The organism is Flavobacterium sp. C3NV, assembly GCF_046825355.2.
In the GTDB taxonomy this organism is placed as follows: Bacteria; Bacteroidota; Bacteroidia; order Flavobacteriales; family Flavobacteriaceae; genus Flavobacterium.
In genome coordinates this window covers 1-23,991 of sequence record NZ_JBKQBJ020000004.1, presented here as the reverse complement: position 1 = coordinate 23,991, position 23,991 = coordinate 1, and the positions used below count along the sequence as shown (strand labels likewise).

Sequence of the window (23,991 nt, the reverse complement as noted above, 5' to 3'; positions counted from 1 at the left end):
AATCTAAGTATTGTAAAACCTATTACAACAATTATATTTTATCCTTTTCCAGGATAAAAAAGTTCTGGTTTACCATCTTATTATAGAGCAAAATTCAACATTTCACGCTATAAAAAACTGTCATTCAGCATTTTATTTTTTTTTCAAATTTTATTAAAAATTATAAGAAAAAGACTGTCTTTAAATTGATTTAGAAGAAAAATACTACTTTAATTTTTTCTGGTCATTTAATACTATTAATGATTTATCACTACAGGTACAGAATTAAAATAATTAGATAAAAAAGCAATATAGAATACATCACGATAAAATTTGTCCTTATTAGGATACAATTCTCTATGCTCAAAATCCTGACAGTTCATTTTTATTTGAAAACGAGCTGAATTTATAGATCATCCTGTTATTAAAAAAAAATAGAATTATAACGATCAACAATAAATACGCTACCAATTAAATTTTAATGCATTATGCAAAAAACAAGAAAAGAACATGATTTTTTAGGAGAATTAGATATTCCGAATCATTTGTATTATGGTATCCAAACTTTCAGGGCTGTAGAGAATTTTAATATTACAGGAATTCCAATTTCAAAAGAACCTTTATTTATTAAAGCTTTAGGTTATGTAAAAAAAGCAGCTGCTTTAGCCAATAAAGATTGCGGGGCACTTGATCCTAAAATTGCAGAAGCCATTTGTTACGGAAGTGATCAGGTTATTGCAGGTAAATTCGATAAGGAATTTGTAAGCGATTTGATTCAGGGAGGAGCAGGAACTTCGGTAAATATGAATGCAAATGAAGTAATTGCAAATATTGGTTTGGAATATCTGGGACATAAAAAAGGAGATTACAACTTCCTGCATCCAAATAATCATGTCAACTGTTCCCAATCTACAAATGATGCTTACCCATCGGCATTTAGAATTGCGCTTTACCTGAAAATGGAAAGCTTCATTAAAACATTAGAAGGTTTAGAAGTTGCTTTTGCTGCAAAAGGAGAAGAATTTAAAAGTGTTCTTAAAATGGGAAGAACCCAGTTGCAAGATGCGGTTCCGATGACTTTAGGACAAGAATTTAGATCTTATGCGACTACAATAGGCGAAGATGTTCGAAGACTAAAAGAAGCTCAGAGTTTAGTTTTAGAAATCAATATGGGAGCAACCGCAATTGGTACAAGAGTAAACGCACCGGAAGGTTATCCTGAAATTTGCGTGAACTATTTAGCCAAAGAAGTTGGAATTCCGTTAACACTTTCTCCGGATTTAATTGAAGCAACGGTTGATACAGGAGCTTACGTTCAGATTATGGGAACATTAAAAAGAACAGCCGTTAAAATTTCTAAAATCTGCAATGATTTAAGATTATTGAGTTCAGGACCAAGAACAGGTTTCAACGAAATCAATTTACCGGCACGTCAGCCAGGATCTTCTATTATGCCTGGAAAAGTAAATCCGGTAATTCCGGAAGTAGTAAACCAGACTTGTTTTTACGTAATAGGTCAGGATTTAACCGTTACTATGGCAGCTGAAGCTGGACAATTGCAGCTGAATGTAATGGAGCCAGTAATTGCTTTTGCCATGTTTACCTCACTAGATTACTTATCAAATGCCATTCAGACTTTGATCGATAAATGTATTATTGGAATTACGGCAAATACAGATCATTGCTATAATATGGTAATGAACAGTATTGGGATTGTAACGCAACTAAACCCAATTTTAGGTTATGAAGTAAGTGCCAGTATTGCCGGCGAAGCTTTAAAAATGAACAAAAGTGTTCATGATATTGTGGTGGTCGAAAGAAAACTAATCACACAGGAAAAATGGGATGAAATTTATTCCTTAGATAACCTTATCAATCCAAAATTCATAACCGCTTAGAACAAAAATCTTAGAAAGAAACTCCATATAAATAATTGAAAAAATATAATATGAAAAATATTTTAATCGTATTGTTTATGTCATTACTGACAGTATCAATACAGGCACAATCTTCTCAGGAATCTAAAAGAATTATTATTCTGGCTACTGGCGGAACTATTGCCGGTTCTGGAGAATCAGCTACAAAAGCCGCATACACTGCAGGAAAAGTACCTATTGATGAATTACTGAATGCCGTGCCTCAAATTCACAATTACGGAAAAATTACCGGTGAGCAAATTGCATCAATTGGAAGCCAGGATATGAATATTGTTACGTGGCTAAAATTATCTAAAAGGATAAATGAAATTTTTAAAAACAACGAAGCTGATGCTGTTGTAGTAACACATGGAACTGACACACAGGAAGAAACTGCTTATTTCTTAGACTTAACGGTTATGTACGATAAACCTGTTGTTCTTGTTGGTGCTATGCGTCCCTCTACCGCAATGAGTCAGGACGGAAACAGGAATTTACTAGATGCTGTAGTTGTTGCCGCTTCTCCTGAAAGCCAGACAAGAGGAGTTATAGTAGCTATGGATGAAAAGATTTTTGACGCAAGGGATGTTACCAAAACCAGTACTACAAATTTAGAAACTTTTCAATCCAGAAACTTTGGTCCTCTTGGACTTATTTATGATGGAAAGGTGAAATATTACTATCAGTCTTTACGAAATCCTGCCAAAAAATTTGATGTTACCAAACTGAATTCATTGCCTCAGGTAGAAATAGTATACGGATATGCAGATGCAAATGCTAATAGCGTTTACTGTATCAGCAATTCAGGTCCTAAAGGAATTGTATATGCCGGAATGGGTAACGGAAATTTTAATGCTCCTGTTGGGAAAGCACTGGCCGAAGCTTCTAAAAAAGGAATTATAGTTTGCCGCTCTGCCCGTGCAGGTTCAGGTAGAGTAACCTTAGATAATGAAGTTAAAGATGCTGAACTTGGTTTTGTAGTTTCTGATGATTTGAATCCTCAAAAAGCAAGGGTTTTACTAATGTTATCTTTAACTGAAACTTCTGACAGAGCTAAAATTCAACAAAATTTCTTTGAGTATTAATTAGTGTCGAAAAAATTGAAACTCGTTTTTTAATTAAATCTTTAATCTAAAAATAAAATAAATGATTTGGATTGAATTTATGATTCTGATCGGAATGATTCTGATTGGATCACAAATGAAAGGAATTGGTCTAGGGGTTATGGGCATGCTGGGTCTGCTTATTTTCATTCTTGTTTTCAAAATGAAACCAACAGACCCTCCGCTTGATGTAATGCTGATTATTATGGCAATTGTCACTACAGCTGCAACTCTGCAGGCTTCGGGAGGATTGGATTATTTGGTGCGATTAGCAGAAAGAATCATTCGAAGCAATCCTTCTAATATTACCTTTATAGCACCATTTACGGTATATTTTCTGTGCTTATTTGCAGGAACTGCTCATATAGTTTATTCTTTATTGCCCATTATTGCTGAGGTATCTGCCAAGAAAAGGATTCGTCCCGAAAGACCATTGAGTATCTCAGTTATTGCTTCGCACGTTGCTTTAACAGGAAGTCCCATGAGCGCCGCTACGGCAGCATTGGTTGTGATTTTAGGTACGCAGGGAGCATTAGTGAATATCATGATGATTTGTATTCCGGCGTGTATCATTGGTTTATTGCTTGGTTGCTTTTCTGTGTTCAAAAAAGGTGTCGAACTCAATGATGACGCTGTTTTTATAGAAAAAATGAAAGATCCCGAATTTGCAAATACTATCAATTCTGCTATTGAAGGAAAAGAAACCGAACTGAAATCGGGTGCCAAAACGGCTGTTTTAATATTCGCCTGTGCGATTGTACTTATTGTAATTGCGGGTGCGTTTCCTTCAATTTTACCTCACTTTGAAGCCGGAGAAAAATCTATAGCCGTGAATGCTGATGGTTCATTAACAATGGTAGCAGTTATCAGTGTTATTACACTAACTGCCTCGGCTGCCATGATGCTGATCACTAAAACCAGTACTACGGCTGTTACCAAAGCAAGTTTGTTCACCTCTATGGCATCTGCAGTTGTGTCTGTATTTGGAGTAGTCTGGATGAGTTCTACTTTTATGCGTGCCAATAATGACACAATACAACATGCACTTGGAGAAATTGTTTCTCAATATCCCTGGACTTTTGCGATTGCAGTGTTTATTATGGGAGCACTAATGTTTAGCCAGGCTGCTACTACAAAAACCATGATGCCATTAGGCATTGCATTAGGATTACCGCCATCAGCATTAATAGCAATTTTCCCTACAGTTAATAGTGATTTTGTTTTGCCCGGTTATCCAACTTTATTAGCAGCCATCAATTTTGACCGGACCGGAAGTACCAAAATAGGAAAATTTGTTATCAATCACAGTTTTATGATTCCAGGAATTGTCACTATTGGCTCTGCTGTTGCCATTGGCTTTTTAATAGGTTCCTTTTTATTATAAAAATTTAAAAACTTAATTATGAAAAAATATTATATATATTTCCTGATTGCCCTATTTCCCCTTATGGTATCAGGACAGACTGATCATATAGAAAAACAAACCAGTGAAGGAAATTTATTTAAGGATACTATACAACCAATAATTCCTGTTTCAAAACAATCTTTATTAAGAGATATTGATGTGATTTTTAATTCCAGAATGGCTTACAATAGCTATTTTACCGATGGCGATCACGACCTTTCACATTATAACGTTGATCAGCTAAGATTTGAGATAAAAGGAAAAATTCACGACAAAGTATATTTTAGATTCCGTAACAGATACACGAGAGATCCTATTCCGGGAAACCTGGATAATATTAGCAGATCTATTGATTTGGCTTTTTTAAGAATAGATTTGTCAAAAAGAACAAATATTTCTGTTGGTAAGTTATGTGCAGATTGGGGAGGATACGAATTTGATTTTAACCCCATTGATATTTTAACTTATAATGATATTATAGAAAATGCAGATAATTTCTTAGTTGGTGCTGGAATTTCACATACTTTAAAAAATGGAAATCACTCATTTTCATTTCAGTTACTAAATTCACGAACAAAAACTTATGAAGAGCAATATGGGAAATCTGCACCGCCAAGTGTTACCCCAAGTGAATATCCTCTGGCAATGGTAGGAAATTGGAGGGGAAAATTTTTTGATGGGAAATTTGAAACTACCTATAGTTATAGTTTCTTTAATGAAGCCAAAGGAGCTCATATGAATTATGTTGCTCTTGGAAATAAATTTGCCGCAAAAAACTTTGTACTCTACTATGATTTTCAATATAGTAATGAAGGTCTTGACCGTTTAGGAATTGTGTCTAATATTATTAGCAGTCAATATCCTTTCGCAGCAAAAAAAGCAGTTTATCTTGAAAATTGGATAAGAGCCGAATATTTGGCAACTCCTAAAATCAATTTACTTATGACGGTAATGAGTAGCAATCAATCCTGGAAAGACAATCCGGATTCAAATGCAAACTGTAAATTATCGACCAGTTACGGACTTATTCCTACTATTCAGTATATGCCTTTTAAAGACTTTAATATAAAATTCTACTTGGCTTATACAGCCAGAAAATACGATTATACCAAGTATGCTGAAAATACTTTTGGCGCAAAAGATTACACTACAGGTCTTGTAAGCGTTGGATTTATTGCCCCTTTATTGGTTTTGTAATGCAACGTATACAGGAAAATAAAAAAAGTAATAAATAGATTTTTTATAAAATAAAAAAGAAGCTGCCTCAGTAATGGGACAGCTTCTTTTCTTCTACAAATTAACAGGCAATATTATTTCCATCCGCCGCCTAAGTCTCTGTAAACATGGACAGCAGCATTTAGTTGTTCTTTTTTGGTATCAACCAATTCTAATTTTGCTTCTAATGCATCACGTTGTGTCATCAACACTTCGAAATAATCTACTCTCGCTGATTTAAACAAATCGTTTGAAACATCAATAGAAGTATTTAAAGCATCTACTTGTTTCGATTTAAGATCATAACCTTTTTGAAGATTTTCGATTTTAGAAAGTTGGTTCGAAACTTCTAAATAAGCATTCAAAACCGTACGATCGTAATTGTACAACGCCTGAAGTTGTCTTGCATTTGCACTTGCAAATTCTGCTTTGATCGCATTTCTGTTGATCAGTGGTGCAGCAAGATCTCCCGCTAACGAGTATAAAATAGATTCCGGAAACGTAAACAAATAAGCAGGTTTAAAAGCTTGCACTCCAAATGCTGCCGAAATATCCAATGATGGATAAAACTCAGCGCGGGCTACTTTTACATCTAATTTTGAAGCTACCAATTCTAATTCGGCTTGTTTTACATCAGGACGATTCGCCAATAATTGAGAAGGAATTCCTGAACTTACAGCAGCCGGCAGTAAACTTAAAAAGTTGTTAGCATTTGTTCTCTTGATTTCCTGAGGATATCTACCCAACAAAAAGTTGATTTTATTCTCTGTTTCTTTGATTTGCTGCAAAATTCCAAACTCCAAGCTTTGAGAAGTCAAGACCTCTGCTTCAAATTTCTTAACCCCAAGTTCTGTTGCTCTTGCAGCTTGCTTTTGGATTTTTACAATCTCCAAAGCATTGGTCTGCAATTTGATTGTTTGTTTTACAATATCCAACTGCGTATCTAAGGCCAATAATTCGTAATAAGAATCGGCAACTTCAGCAATAAGGTTGGTAATCACAAAGTTTTTACCTTCAACTGTAGCCAAATATCTGTTTAATGCCGCTTTTTTAGAATTGCGTAGTTTTTTCCAGATATCCACTTCCCAATTGGCGTAAGCCGAAATGGTAAAATCTCCCAACGGATCAGGAGTTTCTATTCCGGGTTTAATTTCGGTAGTAGCATCACCCGCACCCTGACTGGTATATCTACCTACTTTTTCTACTCCAGCTCCGGCGCGAACACCAACTGTTGGTAATAAAAGTCCTTTTTTTACACGAATATCATTTTTAGCAATTTCAATTTCCTGTAAAGTGATATTTAATTCCTGATTGTTTTTCAGGGCAACATCAATTAAATCAACCAGATTTTGATCTTTAAAGTAATCTTTCCAGACTAAAGCTGAGGTATTATTGTTTGCGTCCTGAGTTTGGGTTGTTGTACCAAACGATTCAGGAACTGGTGTACTGGTTGTAGGTGCTGTCTCAGGCGCAGGGGCTTTACACCCTGCAACCGTAAGACATATACCTAACGCAATACCATATTGATATGATTTGAATTTATACATGGTTATCATCAATTTCTTCTGTTAATGGATTTTCTTCTTCATTTTTTACCAGTTTATGCTTTTCTGCAATTTTAGCAAAAATGAAATACAAGCCCGGAATTACAAATACCCCACAAATAGTACCTATAAGCATACCTCCGGCAGCTGCAGTACCAATGGTTCTGTTACCAATTTTACCCGGACCACTAGCAAAAGCAAGTGGCAATAATCCCGCAATAAAAGCAAATGAAGTCATCAAAATAGGACGGAACCTCGCTTTCGCTCCCTCCATTGCGGCTTCAAGTACTGATCTTCCTGCTGCATGTCGCTGTATCGCAAACTCTACAATCAGTACGGCATTTTTACCTAGTAAACCAATAAGCATTACCATCGCTACCTGAGCGTAGATGTTGTTTTCTAATCCTGTTAATTTCAGCAATAAGAAAGCTCCAAAAATACCTGCCGGTAAAGAAAGAATTACAGATAATGGCAAAATAAAACTCTCATATTGAGCCGCTAATACAAGGTATACGAATCCTAAACAGATCATGAATACCCAAATCGCCTGATTACCCTGAGCTACCTCATCTGCAGAAATACCTGCCCAGTCAATATCATACCCTCTTGGTAATTTTTTCTCTGCAACTTCCTGAATTACTTTAATAGCGGTACCTGAACTATATCCAACAGCGGGGCCACCACTAATTTCAGTAGAATTGTACATGTTATGTCTCGTAATTTCTGAAAGACCGTACACTTTTTCTAATTTCATAAAGGCCGAAAAAGGAACCATTTCGTCACGATTATTTTTAACATAAAGTTTTAAAATATCATCCGGCTGAGCACGATATTCAGGAGATGCCTGAACGATAACTTTATAATTAATTCCGTATTTAATAAAACTAATTTCATAGTTACTACCTACAAGAGTTGACAAAGTATTCATGGCATTTTCGATAGAAACACCTTTTTGCTGTGCCAGATCATTGTCGACTTTCATCATATATTGAGGGAAACTCGCACTAAAGAAACTAAACACATTCGATAATTCCGGACGTTTGTTCAGTTCTTCTACAAACTCTTTATTAACAGCTTCCATTTTTTTGAAATCACCAGAACCTGTTTTGTCCAGTAAACGAAGCTCAAATCCTCCTGCTGCTCCATATCCGGGTACTGCAGGCGGCTGGAAAAACTCGATGTTGGCTCCTGGAATATCTTTTGATTTTTCTTCCAGTTCGGTCATAACTTCCTGTACAGATTGTTTACGATCGCTCCAGTCTTTTAAGTTGATCAAACATGTTCCGGCATTAGATCCCGTTCCCTCTGTCAAAATTTCATAACCTGCCAATGAAGAAACCGATTTTACTCCGTCTACCGTTTCGGCTATTTTTTGTAATTTCTCAGCAATATTATTTGTTCTTTCTAATGATGAACCCGGAGGCGTTTGTATAATAGCATAAAACATTCCCTGATCCTCATTTGGGATAAACCCTGAAGGAACTGTGCTGCTAATTAACCATGTTCCGGCACAAAAAACTAAAAGGGCAATAATAGTAACGGCTCTTCTGTTTACAATTTTACCTAGTACATTTTGGTATTTTCCTTGTGCAAGATTAAACTTGTTGTTAAAACCATCAATAAATCTATTTACAGGTGTTCTCTTTTTAGGTGTAGCGTGATTGTTTTTTAACATCATTGCACAAAGTGCTGGTGTCAAAGTCAAAGCCACAATACCCGAAAGTATAATTGCTGTTGCCATCGTGATCGAGAACTGTCTGTAGAAAACTCCAACAGGACCTGACATAAAAGCAACCGGAATAAATACCGCAGCCATTAAGAATGTAATCGCAACAATAGCTCCTGCAATTTCGTGCATCGCTTTTTTGGTCGCTTTAAGCGGAGAAAGATGTTCCTCTTCCATCTTGGCGTGAACGGCTTCGATAACTACAATCGCATCATCGACGACGACTCCAATTGCTAATACCAAAGCAAATAGCGTAATTAAGTTCAATGAAATATCAAAGAAAGTCATGAAAATAAAAGTTCCTATCAGGGAAACCGGTACTGCAATAGCCGGAATAATTGTAGAACGCCAATCGCCTAAGAAAAGAAAGACAACCAAACCAACCAGAATAAATGCCTCGACTAAAGTGTGAATTACTTTTTCGATAGAAGCATCAAGGAATTTAGAAACGTCATAAGAAATTTCATAATCCATTCCTTTTGGAAATTTTTGCTTGATCTTTTCCAGTTTAGCTTTTACGTCTTCAATAACCTGATTCGCATTACTACCAAAAGACTGTTTTAATACAATCGCTGCCGATGGTCTTCCGTTTAAGTTCGAATAAATATCATACATCGAGCTTCCAAATTCTACTTTGGCAACATCTTTCAAACGTAAAAGTTCCCCGTTAGCATTTGATTTTACCACAATATTCTCGTATTGTTCTTTGGTTGTAAAACGCCCTGAATATTTCAATACATATTCAAATGCCTGAGAACGCTTACCGGAACTTTCTCCTGTTTTACCAGGCGAAGCTTCTAAACTCTGACTTGATAAAGCCTCCATGATCTCATCTGCAGAAATTTTATAAGCTAACATACGATCAGGTTTTAACCAGATACGCATAGCATATTCACGTGTTCCCAAGATATCTCCTGATCCAATACCGTTTACCCTTTTTAGTTCAGATAATACGTTGATATCAGCATAATTGTACAAGAACTTCATATCGGTATTTTTATCCGTACTATAAAGATTCACGTACATTAACATACTCGGAACTTCACGAGTAATTTTTACACCTTCTCGAACTACCAATGGAGGAAGTTTATTTGTAACAGAAGCTACACGGTTTTGAACATTAATTGCAGCCTGATTAGGATCTGTACCCAAATTAAATACAACCTGAATACTTGCTTCACCATCATTTCCTGCATCAGAAGTCATATATTTCATTCCGGGAACTCCATTTAGGGCTCTTTCTAACGGAATAACTACTGATTTAATCATTAGCTCTCCATTCGATCCAGGGTAATCTGCTGTAACGTTTACCATCGGAGGAGAGATGGAAGGAAACTGGGTAATTGGTAAATTCAACACCGACAATATTCCTAAAAAGACAATTATAAGCGATATTACTATCGACAATACAGGTCTTTGAATAAATTTATTAAACATTTTTATATTTTTTTAATGATTAAACCTATTCTGCTTTTACGCGCAAATGATTGATAACCGTTTGAGGAGCTTGGTATTCGAATTTAATTTTATCGTTTTCTTTTACTTTCTGAACTCCTTCAAGTAAAATCTTGTCGTTCTCAGTAAGTCCGGTTTTAATCACGTACAAATCAGGTATTTCGCCTGTAATTGTAATTTCTCTTGACGTTACTTTATTGTTTTTATCAACAACAAAAACATATTTTTTATCCTGAATTTCGTAAGTCGCTTTTTGCGGAATTACGATAGCATTTTTAAGAGGAACTAACATTTGAACTTGTCCTGTTTCGCCGTTTCTAAGTAATTTTGCTGAATTAGGGAATCTTGCTCTAAATGCAATATTTCCAGTTTCATTATTAAATTCACTTTCGATAACTTCTACGTTTCCTTTTTCTTTAAAAATATCTCCATTCGCTAAAACAAGGCTAACTTTATTGTCAGCACGATCTTTTACGTCTGTTTGGTATTGTAGATATTCAGGTTCTGATACATTGAAGTAAGCAAACATCTGACTGTTGTCTGAAAGACTTGTCAATAATTCGCCTTCGTCGATAAGACTTCCTAATTTTAAAGGGATACGGTCGATAGTTCCGTCAAACGGAGCTCTGATTTCAGTAAATGATAAGTGAAGTTTTGCCAATGCAACCTCAGCTTTTGCTGATTGCAGTTTTGCCTGAGCCACACTTAATTCGTTTTTAGAAACGATATTTTTATCTGCCAGTAATTTAGAATTTTGCAATTCAATTTCTACTGATTTTTGTTCAGCCTGTGCTTTAAGCAATTCAGCCTGATACATGTTTGGCATAATTTTAAACAACAGCTGTCCTTTTTTTACAAACTGTCCCTCATCAACATAAATATTTTGTAGAAACCCTTTTTCCTGGGCTCGAAGTTCGATATTTCGAACAGATTTAATTTGCGAAACATACTCCTTCGTAAACGAAGTATCAATTCTAACCGGATTGGTCACCGTGAATTTTTCTGCTTCTTCTTTTTCTTCTTTTTTAGTTGTACAACTAGTAAGGCACACAAGGGCAAATAAGCCTGTGAACAAGATAATTCTTTTCATGATTTTAATGGAAATTAAGCGATTGAATGCTTGGAATACAGTGATTCCTTTAGATGAAAAAATGCATCAGGCAGCCTTAGTTATAACTTAACTTTCATACAAGAAGAAGTAAAAAAAAATATACATCAACAAGATATGCAGGATTACAACTTAGGTAACCGATGTATACTGTTGAATCAAATTCTTAGAACCTGTTGGGTAATGTAAATAGGATTTGACTGGCCATAGAATGGCACGAAGATTTTAAAACGATTGTAATCATTTACAATAGTCTGACTTGAAAAGGAAAGGTACCAATTGTCAAGTAAACTGTAGTTTGTTGCAAAAAACTTATTCGTAAGTCCATCTTTAAGATCATCACTTCCAAGATATTCTTCTTCAAGATCTACATCGGCATCTTCAATGATTGAACTGCCCTGATCCTGATTGGTGAATTTCACTCGGTGCTTTTTCTCAAGAGTATGATGGTGAAAGTTTTTAGGAGTACCCGCATTAAGATATTGCCCTCCGCCAAGCAGAAGCAAATTCATGAATACTAAAAATACTATTAACTTTCTCATTTGGGTGCGAAAGTAAGCAAAGTATCGAAACAAAAAAAGATTTTTTTATAAGCTTTAACATTTAACAAAAACGAAAACGTTTTCATTGATTTTTTATTTACGAAATATATTAAATCGCTATTTTTTTATGTTCAATTATCTTAAAAATCCTTAATAAAAATAAGTCTCGTACGAAAGAAAAAGATTACTTATTCAAAATCATCAAAAACATAATTATTTGATATTGTTTATTTTAATTCAATAATTCCGCTTATATTTTTAAAGTGAAATTTCCATTATTGTAAATTCCTGATTTGCTTTAACAAAAGTTTTATGAGTATCTTTCATTCCTAATTTCTCATAAAAAGTTTTTTTGTTTGTTCTGGCGTTACACCACATTTTGTTCAAATTCTTTTCTTTTGCAAGCTCCAAAATATAGTTTAGAAGCTGAGAAGCAATTCCTTTTCCCTGAAATTCTTCTAAAGTGGCTAATTTTCTAAATTGCATTTCATCATTAACAATAAAGCACGAAACGATCGAAACTAGTTTTTCATGATCAAAAACACCAAAATGCAATCCTAGATTATCTTCTTCTAGTTGTACAAATTCAAAAGGCTGATCCGGCCACATTACTTCATGCCTTATTTGCCAGGTTTGCGAGGCACTAATTGGTTTTATCTCCATAATTATTTATTTCATCAACTATACAAATTTACAGGATTTACAAATCCTATTTTTCTAATTAACTAAATCCATATTTTACTCACTATCAAAAACATACCTCAAATAAATAAGATAAATCATTCTTTTGTAAGTAATAATATTTATTTTTATGCTATCTAAAAACAAATAAATCCAGTTATGAAAAAGTTCATTTTAGCAGCATTATTATGTATTAGTGCGAATGGTTTTGCGCAATTGATACAATTTGGACCTCAGTTTTCTTATAATATTACTTCTCCGCTTACGGATGATTTCAGTTCTAAAAGCTCCGGAACTGGATATGGCGTTGCGGGATTTGCGCGGGTAAATTTATTGCTTTTTTATGGACAGGCAGAATTTGGTTATGCTAAATCAGAATTTAGTCTTTCGCAAACCGGAATTGGAGAAACTGAATATAAATTATCAGGAACTGATGCAACTCTTCTTATTGGTTTTAAAGTTGTTCCTTTAGGAAAACTGGGTAATGTTCGCATTTTTGCCGGATATAACTGGAAAAGTTACTCTGATATTAAAGCCAATAACAGCTTGAATTATATTGCTTTTGAAAAAAATAACAGCAGCATTCTTGGCGGAGTTGGTGTTGATTTATGGAAATTGACTTTAGATTACAGGTATCTCGCCGGAGTTACAGATCTTGATCCTTCGGGCAGAAATGTAAAAACTGCGGTTTCTAATATTTCGCTTGGTTTTAAGTTTTTATAAAAAAGAAATTAAACATAAAAAAAGGGAATCTGATTATTTTAGATTCCCCTTTCTTCTTATTTTACTTTAACATAAAAACGTTCTATGTTATTGTTTTCTATTTTCTCAACACCGTTATCGCTTGTTTTACCGACATTTATTACACGAAGTTCATCTGATTTTTCATTAATCGAACAATTCCATATTGTTCCATCTGATAAAATTACATCCGAGAATAATGCATCAGATTCTTGTTGGTTATAATAAACCAAAGGTTCTGTTTTGATTATTTTCTTTTCCTGCGTCTTTTTATTCTTCTCATAAAATAAAATCTCAGTTGGCATAATTGCTATAAATTCCTCAGTATCTTTTTCTACACTTTTTTCATTTTGATTAGACGCCCAAACCGGTTTATCTCCGTTCATTTTCCAGGTTCCTAAAGCCTGAGTTAAAATAGCCTCTCTCAAAACAGTTTTCAAAGTATCTACTTTTTGAATGGATTCTTTAGCAATTTCGGTATCAGGTTTAATTTTGGAAGCAAGGTGAAATAAATCAAGGGCTTTTTTAAAATCAGCTTTTTTATAATACGAAACAGCTAATTCGTATCGGCTTTTTTGAAATGCAGTTTTAGAATCGTTTTGAGCAATTGTTTTAGAGACAATTAATAAAACAATTAAGAGTAAAAGTTTTTTCATTTTTTGTAGTAGGTTTTATTTTTTTTGCAAACCTAGTTTTTTAATTCTAAAACTTTTACCGCATTTCTTATTTTTTTTACCAAAAACTTTCCTGCATTAAGTAAAAAAGAGAGAATCTAAATAGCTAGATTCTCTCTTTTAATAGGTAGGAATAAAGTAAGCAGGACTAACTTAAACCGAAAATGAATGTAAAATCTCCATTGCTTTTTCCACATCTTTTTGATTAACAAAAATATGATCATGATAATATGCCGCAACAACATTACAACTGATTCCTTGCTCTGAAAGCGCTTTCGAAAATGCCGCCGTAAGACCAACAGCTTCTAATGAAGAATGTACTGTAAGCGTTATCCAGGACATTACAACCGAATAATCTAATTGTAATTGATCGGCGATTTCTTTTTTTAGAATTAATGTAATGGCTTCTTTTTCTTTGAATAACATTACAACGTTATTCAAATCCAGATTTTCAAATTTCTCTACTTTACAAAAAACATAATCACCTGAAACGTGTTCCGGTTTCATACTTTTAAGCAATATTTCTAAATCTTTTTCTCCCGACATGGTTACATATTAGTTTACAATCAAAGTATTATTCGATGGCGTGGCATCCATAAAAATACCGCCGTCTAAAGATACTTGCTTGATTTGTTTTTTATTTTTTAATGCAATAGTGGCTCTTTTTTGATTGGTTTTCCAGATTTCCGGAGTCTGATGTATAGTTTCTGTCGAATTATCTGCATAAACAACATTTACATCAAAAGGAACTGCAAAACCACCAACGTTTTCTACTGAAACTACATTCTTAGCAACATTTTTGACTGAAAGATCTATGTAATTATTCGTAAAAAACCAGTTATTAAAAAACCAATTCAGATTTTGTCCAGAGGCTGTATTCATCGAATTAAAATAGTCCCACGGAATTGGATGTTTACCATTCCAGGTATCCATATACTCGTGCAATGATTTTTTGAACAAATCATCACCCAGCATATCTTTTAAAGCCAGATAAGAAAGAGAAGCTTTTCCATATGAATTATTTCCGTATCCGGCACCTGAAACCTGTGTAGACATCGAAATTATAGGTTGATCTTCTTCTGTAGATGCATCTTTGATATAATTCTGAACTCTAAATTCTTTATAAAATTTATCGGCAGCTTCTTTTCCGTGTTCTGCAATTCCAATTAAGTATTCAAAAGTCGTTGCCCAGCCTTCATCCATAAAAGCATAACGCGTTTCGTTGATTCCCATATAAAACGGAAAATAAGTATGTGCTACTTCATGATCCTGCACCAATTGTGCAAAAACAGGATCTCCCATTTGAGAATCGTTACACATCATAGGGTATTCCATATCGGCAAAACCCTGAAAAGCAGTCATTTTAGAAAACGGATACGGTACTCCCGGCCAATTGTTCGAAAAGAAGTCTAAAGCATATTGATTGTTTTTTACCGAATTTACAAAATCGGTTCCTTTTATATCATAGGCTGCCTGAACACTCGCGCGGCGATTTGTTTTTTTATCAACCACAACACTGCTGGCATCCCATAAATAGTGATCACTTAACCCAAAACAAACATCTGAGATATTCTTCGCTTCGAATTTCCATACATTCCATTCATTTTGTTTGGTTACTAATCCGCTTTTTAGTTCAGTCTCGTTTGCAATATGTAAAATTTCATCTGCTAGATATGATTTTTTCAAACGCGCGGCAAACTCGGGTTGCAAAACTTCGTCAGGATTTAAGAAATCTCCCGTTGCATACACCACATAATTTTTAGGTGCTTTTACAGAAAATACATAGTCATTAAAATCATTATAAAATTCCTGACGATCTGTATGTGGCAATCTGTCCCAACCGTTGTAATCATCAAAAACACTCACACGAGGATAACTATAGGCTACAAAAAAAGTAGTTTCATCAATTTGCCCTTCCCTTCCGCTTTCTTTAGACAAAGGATAATTCCAATCGATATTAATTGTAGCTTTAGAATGAGGAGGAATACCTTTTTTCATTTTTACATTCCCAACCGTACCCCAGCTTCTTGCATCTTCTTTATAGATCTCACCTTCAATTTTCAAGGAAGTAATGGTCAATCCATCACTCAAAAAATCATCACTTACAGTTCCGCTTCGTGGTGAAGATGGTTTATGCAGATTATTTACAAATCGAACAACTAAATTCCTTAAAGTATCATTACTATTATTTTCGTAAACGATTGTTTCTGTACCGCTAACAAGTCTTTTTTTAGGATCTACCGAAATATCCATGGTATATTTTCCATGATTTTGCCAATAGTTTTTTCCAGGTTTTCCGTCTATAGAACGCGTACCTTTTTTGTAAGCCTCTTTTATATTTCTGGGCATATAAAGTTCTTGGGCGAAACTAGTTTGTGCCAAAAATAAAAAGGCAATAAACAGTAATCGAAATGATTTATTTCTCATAAATGGTCTCAGGATTTTGATTTATAGAATACGAATTATATTATTAGTGGTTATTTTCGTTTTAAAGTTACAATTCTGTATGAAAATATGTTATTTCAAAATAAAAAAACATCTCATTCTTAAAAAGAAAAAGATGTTTTCAAATGTTACAACAAGAATTATCAGCCCTGTCTTATTTAATTTTAATATAATAGGATTCTTTATTATCTATATCAATTATTTCTCTTCCTGAAGAAGTTACATTACCGGTATGAATTAGACGAAGACTATTTAAAGATTCATCTACTATAAAAGTCCATAATTCGTTTTCTGAATTTATCATTTCTGTCACAGAATTAGTATTATCAAAACCATCATAAAATTTAATTTCATCTGTTTTGAGTAATCTTGTTTCTTTTGTTTTTATATTTTTGACATAATACGCAATTTCCTGATTGGTAATTACCATCAAAGTATCATTTTGTTTGGCAGTTTTTAAATCTTTTCGTGTCCAGATTGGCTCGCTACCATTTAGATTCCATTTCCCTATTATTTTATTAATCAGGTTTTCTCTTAGAATAGGCTTAAGTAAATCGATTTTATTTTTTGACTTTTTTCCAATTTCCGATTCTGGATTTATTTTGTAGGCAAATAAAAGAGGCTCAATCGCTTTATTGTATTGCTTTTTCTGAAAGTAAGATAATCCTAAATTATATTTATTTTCCTGAAGCCATATTTTTTGATCATTTTGAGACCAGGAATTTAATGCGAATAAGAGAAGAAATATAATTGTAATTTTTTTCATTTTTGACTTCATTTTTATCAATTAAAAAAGTAGTAAAAATAATACAATAAAATCATTTAACAAGAAAATACGTTTTTTATATTAAAATAAAAACCGTCTAATTCTAAAAAAGAAAAAGACGGCATCTACAATTAATATATAACCTTGATTGCTACAAAATATAATCGGTATTAATAAAATTCGACTCTTTGCTATTTAGCAATTCCTGAAGAATTTCATTATTATAAGCGATATCTTTTGAAGCTACAAACGTACGGATTGAGAATGAACGTAATGCATCCGGAATACTCAATGTTCCTACAGCAGAATCTTTACGACCTGTAAACGGGAACGCGTCCGGACCTCTCTGGCAAGAACTGTTGAGGTTTACTCTACAAACTAAATTCACTAAAGAGTCAATAAGCGGTGCTAAAGTCTTGATATCTTTACCAAACAAACTTACTTGTTGTCCGTAATTAGACTCTGCCATATCTTCTAGTGGCTCATTGATATCTTTAAAAGCAATAATTGGCACTACTGGTCCAAATTGCTCTTCGTGATACACACGCATATCTTTGTTTACAGGATATAAAACAGCTGGAAAAATATAATTCTCAGAATGTTTTCCGCCTTTTTCATTTAATATTTTTGCTCCTTTATGAGTAGCGTCATCAATTAGTCCCTGAATATAATTTGGTTTCTCCGTTTCAGGAAGTGGTGTTAATGAAGCTCCTTTTTCCCATGGATTTCCAAATACCAGACCATCTACTTTTTCAGCAAAGCGCTTGTTAAATTCATCAACAATAGATTCGTGTACATATAATACTTTTAAAGCCGTACAACGCTGACCATTGAAAGATAAACTTCCTGCAATACACTCCTGAATTGCCAAATCTAAGTCGGCATCCGGTAATATAATCGCTGGGTTTTTAGCCTCTAATCCTAAAATCAAACGTAATCTGTTTTTATTTGGATGCTGATCCTGCAAAGCAATTGCAGACTTACTATTTCCAATTAATGCCAAAACATCAATTTTTCCTGATTTCATGATAGGAGAAGCTACTTCACGGCCTCTACCATAAACAATATTGATAACCCCTTTTGGAAAACTGCTTCTGAAAGCTTCTAACAATGGCGAAATACATAAAACACCATGTTTCGCAGGTTTGAAGATTACGGTGTTCCCCATAATTAAGGCTGGAATCAACAATGAAAAAGTTTCATTAAGAGGATAATTGTATGGTCCTAGACACAATACAACCCCCAGAGGTCCGCGGCGAATCATCGCATTTACACCTTGTACTTTTTCAAAATGCGAACTACGTCCGTTTAGTTCTTTATAACTTGCAATAGTATCGTAAATATATTCTACTGTTCTGTCAAATTCTTTTTCAGAATCTCCAAGATTTTTTCCAATTTCCCACATCAAAAGTTTCACCACTTCCTGGCGGGTTTCTTTCATTTGTGTTACGAAATTTTCCATGCATTTAATACGGTCTACGACCTTCATGGTTGGCCATAAACCCTGACCTTTATTATAAGCAGCATTGGCAGCCTCAACAACTTCGGCAGCTTCCTTCTCAGCCATAAACGGAATTGATCCCAATAATGTTGGCGTATATTTTTCTGTAGATGAAATGGTCGAAAATACTGGAGTAGTTTGTCCTGTCCAAGGTTTCAATTCGCCATTTACAAGATAAGTATCTTGGTTTATAAGGGTTTTAATCTGGTATTCTTCCGGTATTAAACTCATAATCTGGTAATTTTATGTTTGGTTATTAATAGTTTATTAAAAGAAAAAAGAGGCTTTTTGCGCCTCTTCATTTTGTTTTTATGGATTTATGGTTTCGCCTTCCCAGTCCAGTATACCACCAAGCAGGTTGTAGGCATTATTTATACCCAACTCATTCATAACCTGACATGCTTTAGCACTTCTGGCTCCAGAACGGCAATACACATAGTAATTTTTATTTTTATCCAGTTCTTCGATTTCGTAAATAAAACCTTGTCCTTTATTGATATCAATGTTTACGGCATTCTCGATATAACCGTCATTAAATTCGTCTTCAGTTCTTACGTCCAGTATAACTGCATTCTCGTCAGCAGCAAGCTGATTAACCCAATCTTCTTGTGATAAATTCATAGTATCTGTTTTTTGTAAAATTACGACGTTTCTATTAATTAAAAACGTGCCCAATGCGATTTCGATTATTATTCTCAGAAAACGTTTTAGAGAAAGTATTATAATCAGTGAAAGACAAATTTACTTACTATTTTTAAAATTACAGTCTATAAAATCGATAGAAAATAGGATTTTTTCATTTTCATAAAATGCATCTTAAATATAGTTTTCTGACAATTTATGCCATTTCAATCTGCTATCTTTGTATAAAATTATATGTTTTAATTTTAATTTGATAAAAAAAGTTGGCCACCAATATTTTTTTGCCACAGATTAAAATGATTAGAATGATTAAAATTGTTTGCCACGAATTGCACTAATTCTTATTAATTAATTCGTGAAATTCGTCGCAAAAAATAAAATTTAAACACATAGAAACATAGGTATATTTTTTTAAGTTTAGAGCAAAATAAATAACACATTATTTACACATAGCTATGTGCATTAATGCAAGTGAAATGCCTTTTTTTGAGCTACTAAAAGCTATGTTTCTATGTGTTTAAACATTCAATCCTTGATTTTTTTAAAATTATATCTGTGAAAAACAGTTCAAACCGTAAAATCCGTGGGCTATTATTACCACAATTAACATATGCAAAACTCACTTAAAAATATATTTCCTAATTTTTCTAACGAACTCATTTCGACGATTGAAGAAAACGGAAGTCTGCAAGATTTTGAAGCCGGAACGATCTTAATGCGAACCGGACAATACATAAAAAACACTGTTTTGATCACCAAAGGAAAAATCAAAATCTATCGTGAGGGCGAAGATGGCGGCGAATTTTTAATGTATTACCTGCAACCCGGACAAGCCTGTGCCATTTCGATGATTTGTACCGCCAAAAGTGAGAAAAGCCAAATCATGGCCAAGGTAGTCGAAGATGTTTCGGTTATGATGATTCCCTTGCAAATGATGGACAAATGGATGATGGAGCACAGAACCTGGTACGAATTTGTAATTGAAACCTATAGAAGCCGTTTTGAGGAAGTTCTCGAAGTCGTAGACAATATCGCTTTCCGTTCTATGGATGAGCGTTTGGAATTTTATCTCAAAAGACATTCTGATGCCTGCGGATGTTCTGAAGTTAATTTATCGCACCAGGAAATCGCAACTGAACTAAATACCTCAAGAGAGGTCGTTTCAAGATTGCTCAAAAAAATGGAACAACGAGGTTTGGTTAAACTTAATCGCAATCAAATTGAGTTATTAAACACGAATTTCACGAATTAACACTAAGTTTTTTTTTATTTTAACCATTAAGAGATTAAGAAAAATTAAGGCTTGCTGCTTAATTCCCTTTTTAGTCATTAAGAGATAAAAAAGCTAAGCTTAACTTTCTTAATATCTTAATGGTAAAATTAATATTTAAAGACAACAGTTGTCACATTGAGCGAAGTCGAAATGCTTTGCGGGTTCTCGACTTCGCTCGAACTGACAGATCAATTTGTGCAAATTCGTGAAATTTGTGTTTATTTTTTTATGTGATAAATGTTACTGTAGATTTCTTTTTATCCAAGCACCTTTGCATAAAACAAATGCAATGGAATATTTAGGTTATTTTGCTTCGATTATTATTGGGATTTCGCTGGGCTTAATTGGCGGAGGCGGATCGATTTTAACCATTCCTATTTTAGTGTATTTGTTTAAGGTAAATCCTGAGCAGGCCACATCCTATTCTTTGTTCATCGTAGGATTAACTGCTATGTTTGGGAGTTACAGCCATTATAAAATGGGAAATCTAAAACTAAAATCGGCATTGTATTTTGCCATTCCTTCTGTAATTTCGATTCTGATTATTCGTGAAGTTATTTTTCCGCAGATTGCCTCTACCCTGTTTTCTATCGCTTCCTATTCTGTTTCGAAAGATTTTCTGATCATGATTATTTTTTCGGTTTTGATGATCACCGCAGCAATCTCCATGATTAGAAAAAATAAACCCGAAATAAAAACAACCGAAACCAATTATATTCAATTAAGCATAATAGGTTTCATAGTCGGGATCATCACCGGATTTCTGGGCGCCGGCGGCGGATTTCTAATTATTCCTGCTTTGTTATTTTTTGCTAATTTACCCATGAAACAAGCCGTAGGAACATCATTACTGATTATTACCATCAATTCGACAATAGGTTTTGGAGGCGATTTATACATTGGCACACCCATAAATTATCCGTTTTTATTGGGAGTTTCAGCAATGGCGCTTTTCGGAATGATTATCGGGAGTCAGCTTTCGAAAAAAATTGACGGAACGAAACTCAAGCCACTTTTTGGCTGGTTTGTACTCGTAATGGGTTTTTATATTATTACCAAAGAGGTTTTGTTTTAAGTTTTTTTTGTTTCTCGCAGATTTAGGAGATTCAGCAGATTTTTTTTATAACTTTAATTTGTAGATTAAAAATGGGGAAACGAATACTGCTTCCCCATTCTTTATTCTTTGTTCTTTGTTCTTTATTTCCACCAATGGTAATAATTATGCAATCCGTCATATTCAAATCCACAACGCGGGTATAAGGTGTTGCCTATATCATTTGTTTTTTCGGTTTCCAGCATCAAACCACAGGCATTTGTTTCTTCACACCATTGTTTACTTCGGTCAATTAAAGCTACCGAAAGTCCTTTGCCTCTATAATCAGGATGTACAAAAAGATCACTTAACAGCCATTGTTTTTGCAATTTGGTATAATGAAATAATTTGTAGAGCTGTACAAAGCCAACCGCTTTTTCGTTCACGATTGCTAAAAAAATATCCGACTCATTGTTTAATAATCGCTCTTTCAGAAATGCTTTTCCTTTTTCGACATCAGATTCCTGACGGTAAAAAACACGGTACAGATTAAAAAGTTCCGCTGCTTCGTCAAGGTCTTCAATACTTGCTTTTTTGATTTGGTAATTCATTGTTTTAAATATTTTGATTAAAAAGCGAAAGTATCCTAAAGAGCAAGCTCCCTTATAGTCCAGTTTATATAAAACAAGACCATCCAGTATTTACAACGTCAAAAAGACCTTTTGATAATGAATAAATTGACAAATGATTTTTCTGTAAATCAATTCTTATTTAAGTTTCGAACTTTGATTGAGAGAAAAAATCCGTTTATTCCTGAGAGTAAACGGATTTTTATATTTTGGACGTTTTCGCCGCGGCGAACGGGCTATCCGCTATATCTTTTCCTTGCTAAAGAAGCAAGAAAAAGGATATCACTTCTATCCCTAACGCAAACTTGTGTGAATTAGAAATTTTAGTTTAAAAAAAATTGTACGATCCATAAAACCGATATCCCAGAAGGAGATTGCTTCAATACTTTCAAGAACACACGCAAAATTGAATGAACGAAGCAATTAAATAAAAAAAATTAAAGCATCAAATTCTACAATTCAGAATGTTCAACTTTCGTAGATTTTTTCGATTCAATAAGTTGTTTTAATTTTGTCAATGATTGTTTTATATTTTCAGACTTTGTTTTCTTCAACATAAGATTAACTTTTTCTAGTAGATCATCGTAATTAAAATCAGGATAAATATTAATTAATTCAGTAAAATTCTCATTTATTCCATTAGCAATCAAATTCAACCCTACATCGCTATATGATTTTTCATTATTTATTTCATCCAAATAGATAATCATATTATTGACAAGAGTTTGTGTATTCCTATTTATCGTATTTAGTACTGATAATGAGTTTGGATCATCTGCCTTTTCAATAATTTCATCATTTCCAAGTTTGAAATATCTTAATTGTAAGCCTAATCCAAAATTAAAAACCTCAAGATATTCTTTTTCATAAATATATTTATCTGTCCTGTCAATTGCATTATAAATGGTAGTCATATCTTTCCATTTATCAAAAAATTGTTGCGCTATTTCATTTCTATGTTTAAGCCCTAATTCTTTATCATCTAATACAACTTTAAAATTCTCCTGATCTGTTAATTTCTCAAGTAAAAGCTTAGTTTCCGGATTATCAAATGTTGGTAATTTTTCATCTGGTTTAGTTCCGTATTTAACCTCTCTAATTACGTTATCATAATCTGTAACATCCCAATATTTTTTTTCAAGGGGAAATTTATTCTCTTCTTTACAACTAACTAAACATAACAATAGAAAAGCAAAAAGTAAAATTGTATTATTTTTCATTTATATAAACTTTGGGATTTTTAAAATTACTGTGTAAATTTAACAAACTATCTATATCATTTTGATACTTTTTTTGTTCACTAAAAACATAGCTATGAAAAGTATCATCATCATACTTAAATTGAAACTGTCTTTCTTTGATTTTTAACTCATTAATCAAGTTTTCAATTTGAATATTATCTCTGTTTTTAGATTCGAAAATTTTTTTCTTTATCATTCTGGAAAATAGTTCTGTTATCTTAAAATGATATAACTCATGAGTTAATAATTCCTTACTAAAAAGATCCTTTTTATAAACATATGAACTGGAAGGATGGAAAAATGATTCTACTTTTACTGAATCCTCTTCTATTTGATAATTAATTGATGTTTTTATATAGGCAAAATGCTTAT

General features: G+C 33.6%; 21 protein-coding genes. 7 read left to right on the top strand and 14 right to left on the bottom strand.

Annotated features, from left to right (window positions below; translation table 11 throughout):
• Positions 1-467 precede the first annotated feature (467 nt).
• The 4 genes from aspA (at position 468) to ACIDC4_RS07100 (ending at position 5,600) form a co-directional block, all read left to right on the top strand.
• On the top strand, positions 468-1,877 hold the full coding sequence (aspA, locus tag ACIDC4_RS07115; RefSeq protein WP_412044526.1) for an aspartate ammonia-lyase: 1,410 nt from the start codon (positions 468-470) through the stop codon (positions 1,875-1,877).
• A 50-nt stretch (positions 1,878-1,927) separates the two neighbouring features.
• Positions 1,928-2,980, top strand: coding sequence for a type II asparaginase (locus ACIDC4_RS07110; RefSeq protein ID WP_412044527.1), 1,053 nt, complete (start codon positions 1,928-1,930; stop codon positions 2,978-2,980).
• A 61-nt stretch (positions 2,981-3,041) separates the two neighbouring features.
• Positions 3,042-4,382 carry an anaerobic C4-dicarboxylate transporter family protein gene (locus ACIDC4_RS07105; protein WP_412044528.1) on the top strand — a complete coding sequence of 447 codons (1,341 nt, stop codon included), beginning with the start codon at positions 3,042-3,044 and terminating at the stop codon, positions 4,380-4,382.
• Between the two features lie 18 nt (positions 4,383-4,400).
• Complete coding sequence (locus tag ACIDC4_RS07100) at positions 4,401-5,600, top strand: porin (RefSeq protein WP_412044529.1); 1,200 nt, start codon at positions 4,401-4,403, stop codon at positions 5,598-5,600.
• A 113-nt stretch (positions 5,601-5,713) separates the two neighbouring features.
• Here the strand turns inward: ACIDC4_RS07100 and ACIDC4_RS07095 are convergent, their stop codons facing one another.
• The 5 genes from ACIDC4_RS07095 to ACIDC4_RS07075 all read right to left on the bottom strand — a co-directional run bounded on the left by ACIDC4_RS07095 (position 5,714) and on the right by ACIDC4_RS07075 (position 12,656).
• Positions 5,714-7,165: a TolC family protein gene (locus ACIDC4_RS07095; RefSeq protein WP_412044530.1), complete on the bottom strand. Its 1,452-nt coding sequence runs from the start codon at positions 7,163-7,165 to the stop codon at positions 5,714-5,716.
• Complete coding sequence (locus ACIDC4_RS07090) at positions 7,158-10,325, bottom strand: efflux RND transporter permease subunit (RefSeq protein WP_412044531.1); 3,168 nt, start codon at positions 10,323-10,325, stop codon at positions 7,158-7,160. The genes ACIDC4_RS07095 and ACIDC4_RS07090 overlap by 8 nt, the downstream gene beginning before the upstream one ends.
• A gap of 25 nt (positions 10,326-10,350) precedes the next feature.
• Positions 10,351-11,433 (bottom strand): efflux RND transporter periplasmic adaptor subunit, encoded by a 1,083-nt coding sequence (locus ACIDC4_RS07085; RefSeq protein ID WP_412044532.1) that lies wholly within the window; start codon positions 11,431-11,433, stop codon positions 10,351-10,353.
• Between the two features lie 176 nt (positions 11,434-11,609).
• On the bottom strand, positions 11,610-11,993 hold the full coding sequence (locus tag ACIDC4_RS07080; protein ID WP_412044533.1) for a hypothetical protein: 384 nt from the start codon (positions 11,991-11,993) through the stop codon (positions 11,610-11,612).
• A 258-nt stretch (positions 11,994-12,251) separates the two neighbouring features.
• Positions 12,252-12,656: a GNAT family N-acetyltransferase gene (locus tag ACIDC4_RS07075; protein WP_412044534.1), complete on the bottom strand. Its 405-nt coding sequence runs from the start codon at positions 12,654-12,656 to the stop codon at positions 12,252-12,254.
• A gap of 177 nt (positions 12,657-12,833) precedes the next feature.
• On the opposite strand from ACIDC4_RS07075, the gene ACIDC4_RS07070 reads away from it, so the two are divergent.
• Positions 12,834-13,397, top strand: coding sequence for a hypothetical protein (locus ACIDC4_RS07070; RefSeq protein WP_412044535.1), 564 nt, complete (start codon positions 12,834-12,836; stop codon positions 13,395-13,397).
• 56 nt (positions 13,398-13,453) lie between these two features.
• On the opposite strand, the gene ACIDC4_RS07065 is transcribed toward ACIDC4_RS07070, so the two are convergent.
• The 6 genes from ACIDC4_RS07065 to ACIDC4_RS07040 form a co-directional block, all read right to left on the bottom strand.
• Entirely contained in the window at positions 13,454-14,071 is a 618-nt protein-coding gene (locus tag ACIDC4_RS07065; protein WP_412044536.1) for a hypothetical protein, read from the bottom strand.
• Between the two features lie 171 nt (positions 14,072-14,242).
• Complete coding sequence (locus ACIDC4_RS07060; protein WP_230040487.1) at positions 14,243-14,635, bottom strand: ACT domain-containing protein; 393 nt, start codon at positions 14,633-14,635, stop codon at positions 14,243-14,245.
• A 9-nt stretch (positions 14,636-14,644) separates the two neighbouring features.
• Entirely contained in the window at positions 14,645-16,516 is a 1,872-nt protein-coding gene (locus ACIDC4_RS07055) for a M1 family metallopeptidase (protein ID WP_412044537.1), read from the bottom strand.
• A gap of 172 nt (positions 16,517-16,688) precedes the next feature.
• Complete coding sequence (locus ACIDC4_RS07050) at positions 16,689-17,300, bottom strand: hypothetical protein (RefSeq protein ID WP_412044538.1); 612 nt, start codon at positions 17,298-17,300, stop codon at positions 16,689-16,691.
• A gap of 151 nt (positions 17,301-17,451) precedes the next feature.
• Entirely contained in the window at positions 17,452-19,032 is a 1,581-nt protein-coding gene (locus tag ACIDC4_RS07045; RefSeq protein WP_412044539.1) for an NADP-dependent glyceraldehyde-3-phosphate dehydrogenase, read from the bottom strand.
• 78 nt (positions 19,033-19,110) lie between these two features.
• Positions 19,111-19,422 (bottom strand): rhodanese-like domain-containing protein, encoded by a 312-nt coding sequence (locus ACIDC4_RS07040; RefSeq protein WP_055095772.1) that lies wholly within the window; start codon positions 19,420-19,422, stop codon positions 19,111-19,113.
• A 631-nt stretch (positions 19,423-20,053) separates the two neighbouring features.
• Here ACIDC4_RS07040 and ACIDC4_RS07035 point away from each other — a divergent pair.
• A complete protein-coding gene (locus ACIDC4_RS07035) occupies positions 20,054-20,695 on the top strand; it encodes a Crp/Fnr family transcriptional regulator (RefSeq protein ID WP_072963813.1) in 642 nt (213 codons plus the stop codon).
• Positions 20,696-21,005: 310 nt separating this feature from the next.
• Entirely contained in the window at positions 21,006-21,791 is a 786-nt protein-coding gene (locus ACIDC4_RS07030) for a sulfite exporter TauE/SafE family protein (protein WP_412044540.1), read from the top strand.
• Positions 21,792-21,913: 122 nt separating this feature from the next.
• On the opposite strand, the gene ACIDC4_RS07025 is transcribed toward ACIDC4_RS07030, so the two are convergent.
• The 3 genes from ACIDC4_RS07025 to ACIDC4_RS07015 all read right to left on the bottom strand — a co-directional run.
• Positions 21,914-22,360: a GNAT family N-acetyltransferase gene (locus tag ACIDC4_RS07025; RefSeq protein WP_412044541.1), complete on the bottom strand. Its 447-nt coding sequence runs from the start codon at positions 22,358-22,360 to the stop codon at positions 21,914-21,916.
• Positions 22,361-22,830: 470 nt separating this feature from the next.
• Positions 22,831-23,598 (bottom strand): hypothetical protein, encoded by a 768-nt coding sequence (locus tag ACIDC4_RS07020; RefSeq protein ID WP_412044542.1) that lies wholly within the window; start codon positions 23,596-23,598, stop codon positions 22,831-22,833.
• Positions 23,588-23,991: hypothetical protein (locus ACIDC4_RS07015; RefSeq protein WP_488381132.1), on the bottom strand; the 404-nt coding region annotated here is incomplete at its 5' end. The genes ACIDC4_RS07020 and ACIDC4_RS07015, both read right to left, overlap by 11 nt.

What these genes read in the sequence shown, in the direction of transcription:
- aspA (WP_412044526.1), top strand. Translation starts at nt 468, where the DNA reads ATGCAAAAAACAAGAAAAGAACATGATTTTTTAGGAGAATTAGATATT.
- ACIDC4_RS07110 (WP_412044527.1), top strand. Translation starts at nt 1,928, where the DNA reads ATGAAAAATATTTTAATCGTATTGTTTATGTCATTACTGACAGTATCA.
- ACIDC4_RS07105 (WP_412044528.1), top strand. Translation starts at nt 3,042, where the DNA reads ATGATTTGGATTGAATTTATGATTCTGATCGGAATGATTCTGATTGGA.
- ACIDC4_RS07100 (WP_412044529.1), top strand. Translation starts at nt 4,401, where the DNA reads ATGAAAAAATATTATATATATTTCCTGATTGCCCTATTTCCCCTTATG.
- ACIDC4_RS07095 (WP_412044530.1), bottom strand. Translation starts at nt 7,165, where the DNA reads ATGTATAAATTCAAATCATATCAATATGGTATTGCGTTAGGTATATGT.
- ACIDC4_RS07090 (WP_412044531.1), bottom strand. Translation starts at nt 10,325, where the DNA reads ATGTTTAATAAATTTATTCAAAGACCTGTATTGTCGATAGTAATATCG.
- ACIDC4_RS07085 (WP_412044532.1), bottom strand. Translation starts at nt 11,433, where the DNA reads ATGAAAAGAATTATCTTGTTCACAGGCTTATTTGCCCTTGTGTGCCTT.
- ACIDC4_RS07080 (WP_412044533.1), bottom strand. Translation starts at nt 11,993, where the DNA reads ATGAGAAAGTTAATAGTATTTTTAGTATTCATGAATTTGCTTCTGCTT.
- ACIDC4_RS07075 (WP_412044534.1), bottom strand. Translation starts at nt 12,656, where the DNA reads ATGGAGATAAAACCAATTAGTGCCTCGCAAACCTGGCAAATAAGGCAT.
- ACIDC4_RS07070 (WP_412044535.1), top strand. Translation starts at nt 12,834, where the DNA reads ATGAAAAAGTTCATTTTAGCAGCATTATTATGTATTAGTGCGAATGGT.
- ACIDC4_RS07065 (WP_412044536.1), bottom strand. Translation starts at nt 14,071, where the DNA reads ATGAAAAAACTTTTACTCTTAATTGTTTTATTAATTGTCTCTAAAACA.
- ACIDC4_RS07060 (WP_230040487.1), bottom strand. Translation starts at nt 14,635, where the DNA reads ATGTCGGGAGAAAAAGATTTAGAAATATTGCTTAAAAGTATGAAACCG.
- ACIDC4_RS07055 (WP_412044537.1), bottom strand. Translation starts at nt 16,516, where the DNA reads ATGAGAAATAAATCATTTCGATTACTGTTTATTGCCTTTTTATTTTTG.
- ACIDC4_RS07050 (WP_412044538.1), bottom strand. Translation starts at nt 17,300, where the DNA reads ATGAAAAAAATTACAATTATATTTCTTCTCTTATTCGCATTAAATTCC.
- ACIDC4_RS07045 (WP_412044539.1), bottom strand. Translation starts at nt 19,032, where the DNA reads ATGAGTTTAATACCGGAAGAATACCAGATTAAAACCCTTATAAACCAA.
- ACIDC4_RS07040 (WP_055095772.1), bottom strand. Translation starts at nt 19,422, where the DNA reads ATGAATTTATCACAAGAAGATTGGGTTAATCAGCTTGCTGCTGACGAG.
- ACIDC4_RS07035 (WP_072963813.1), top strand. Translation starts at nt 20,054, where the DNA reads ATGCAAAACTCACTTAAAAATATATTTCCTAATTTTTCTAACGAACTC.
- ACIDC4_RS07030 (WP_412044540.1), top strand. Translation starts at nt 21,006, where the DNA reads ATGGAATATTTAGGTTATTTTGCTTCGATTATTATTGGGATTTCGCTG.
- ACIDC4_RS07025 (WP_412044541.1), bottom strand. Translation starts at nt 22,360, where the DNA reads ATGAATTACCAAATCAAAAAAGCAAGTATTGAAGACCTTGACGAAGCA.
- ACIDC4_RS07020 (WP_412044542.1), bottom strand. Translation starts at nt 23,598, where the DNA reads ATGAAAAATAATACAATTTTACTTTTTGCTTTTCTATTGTTATGTTTA.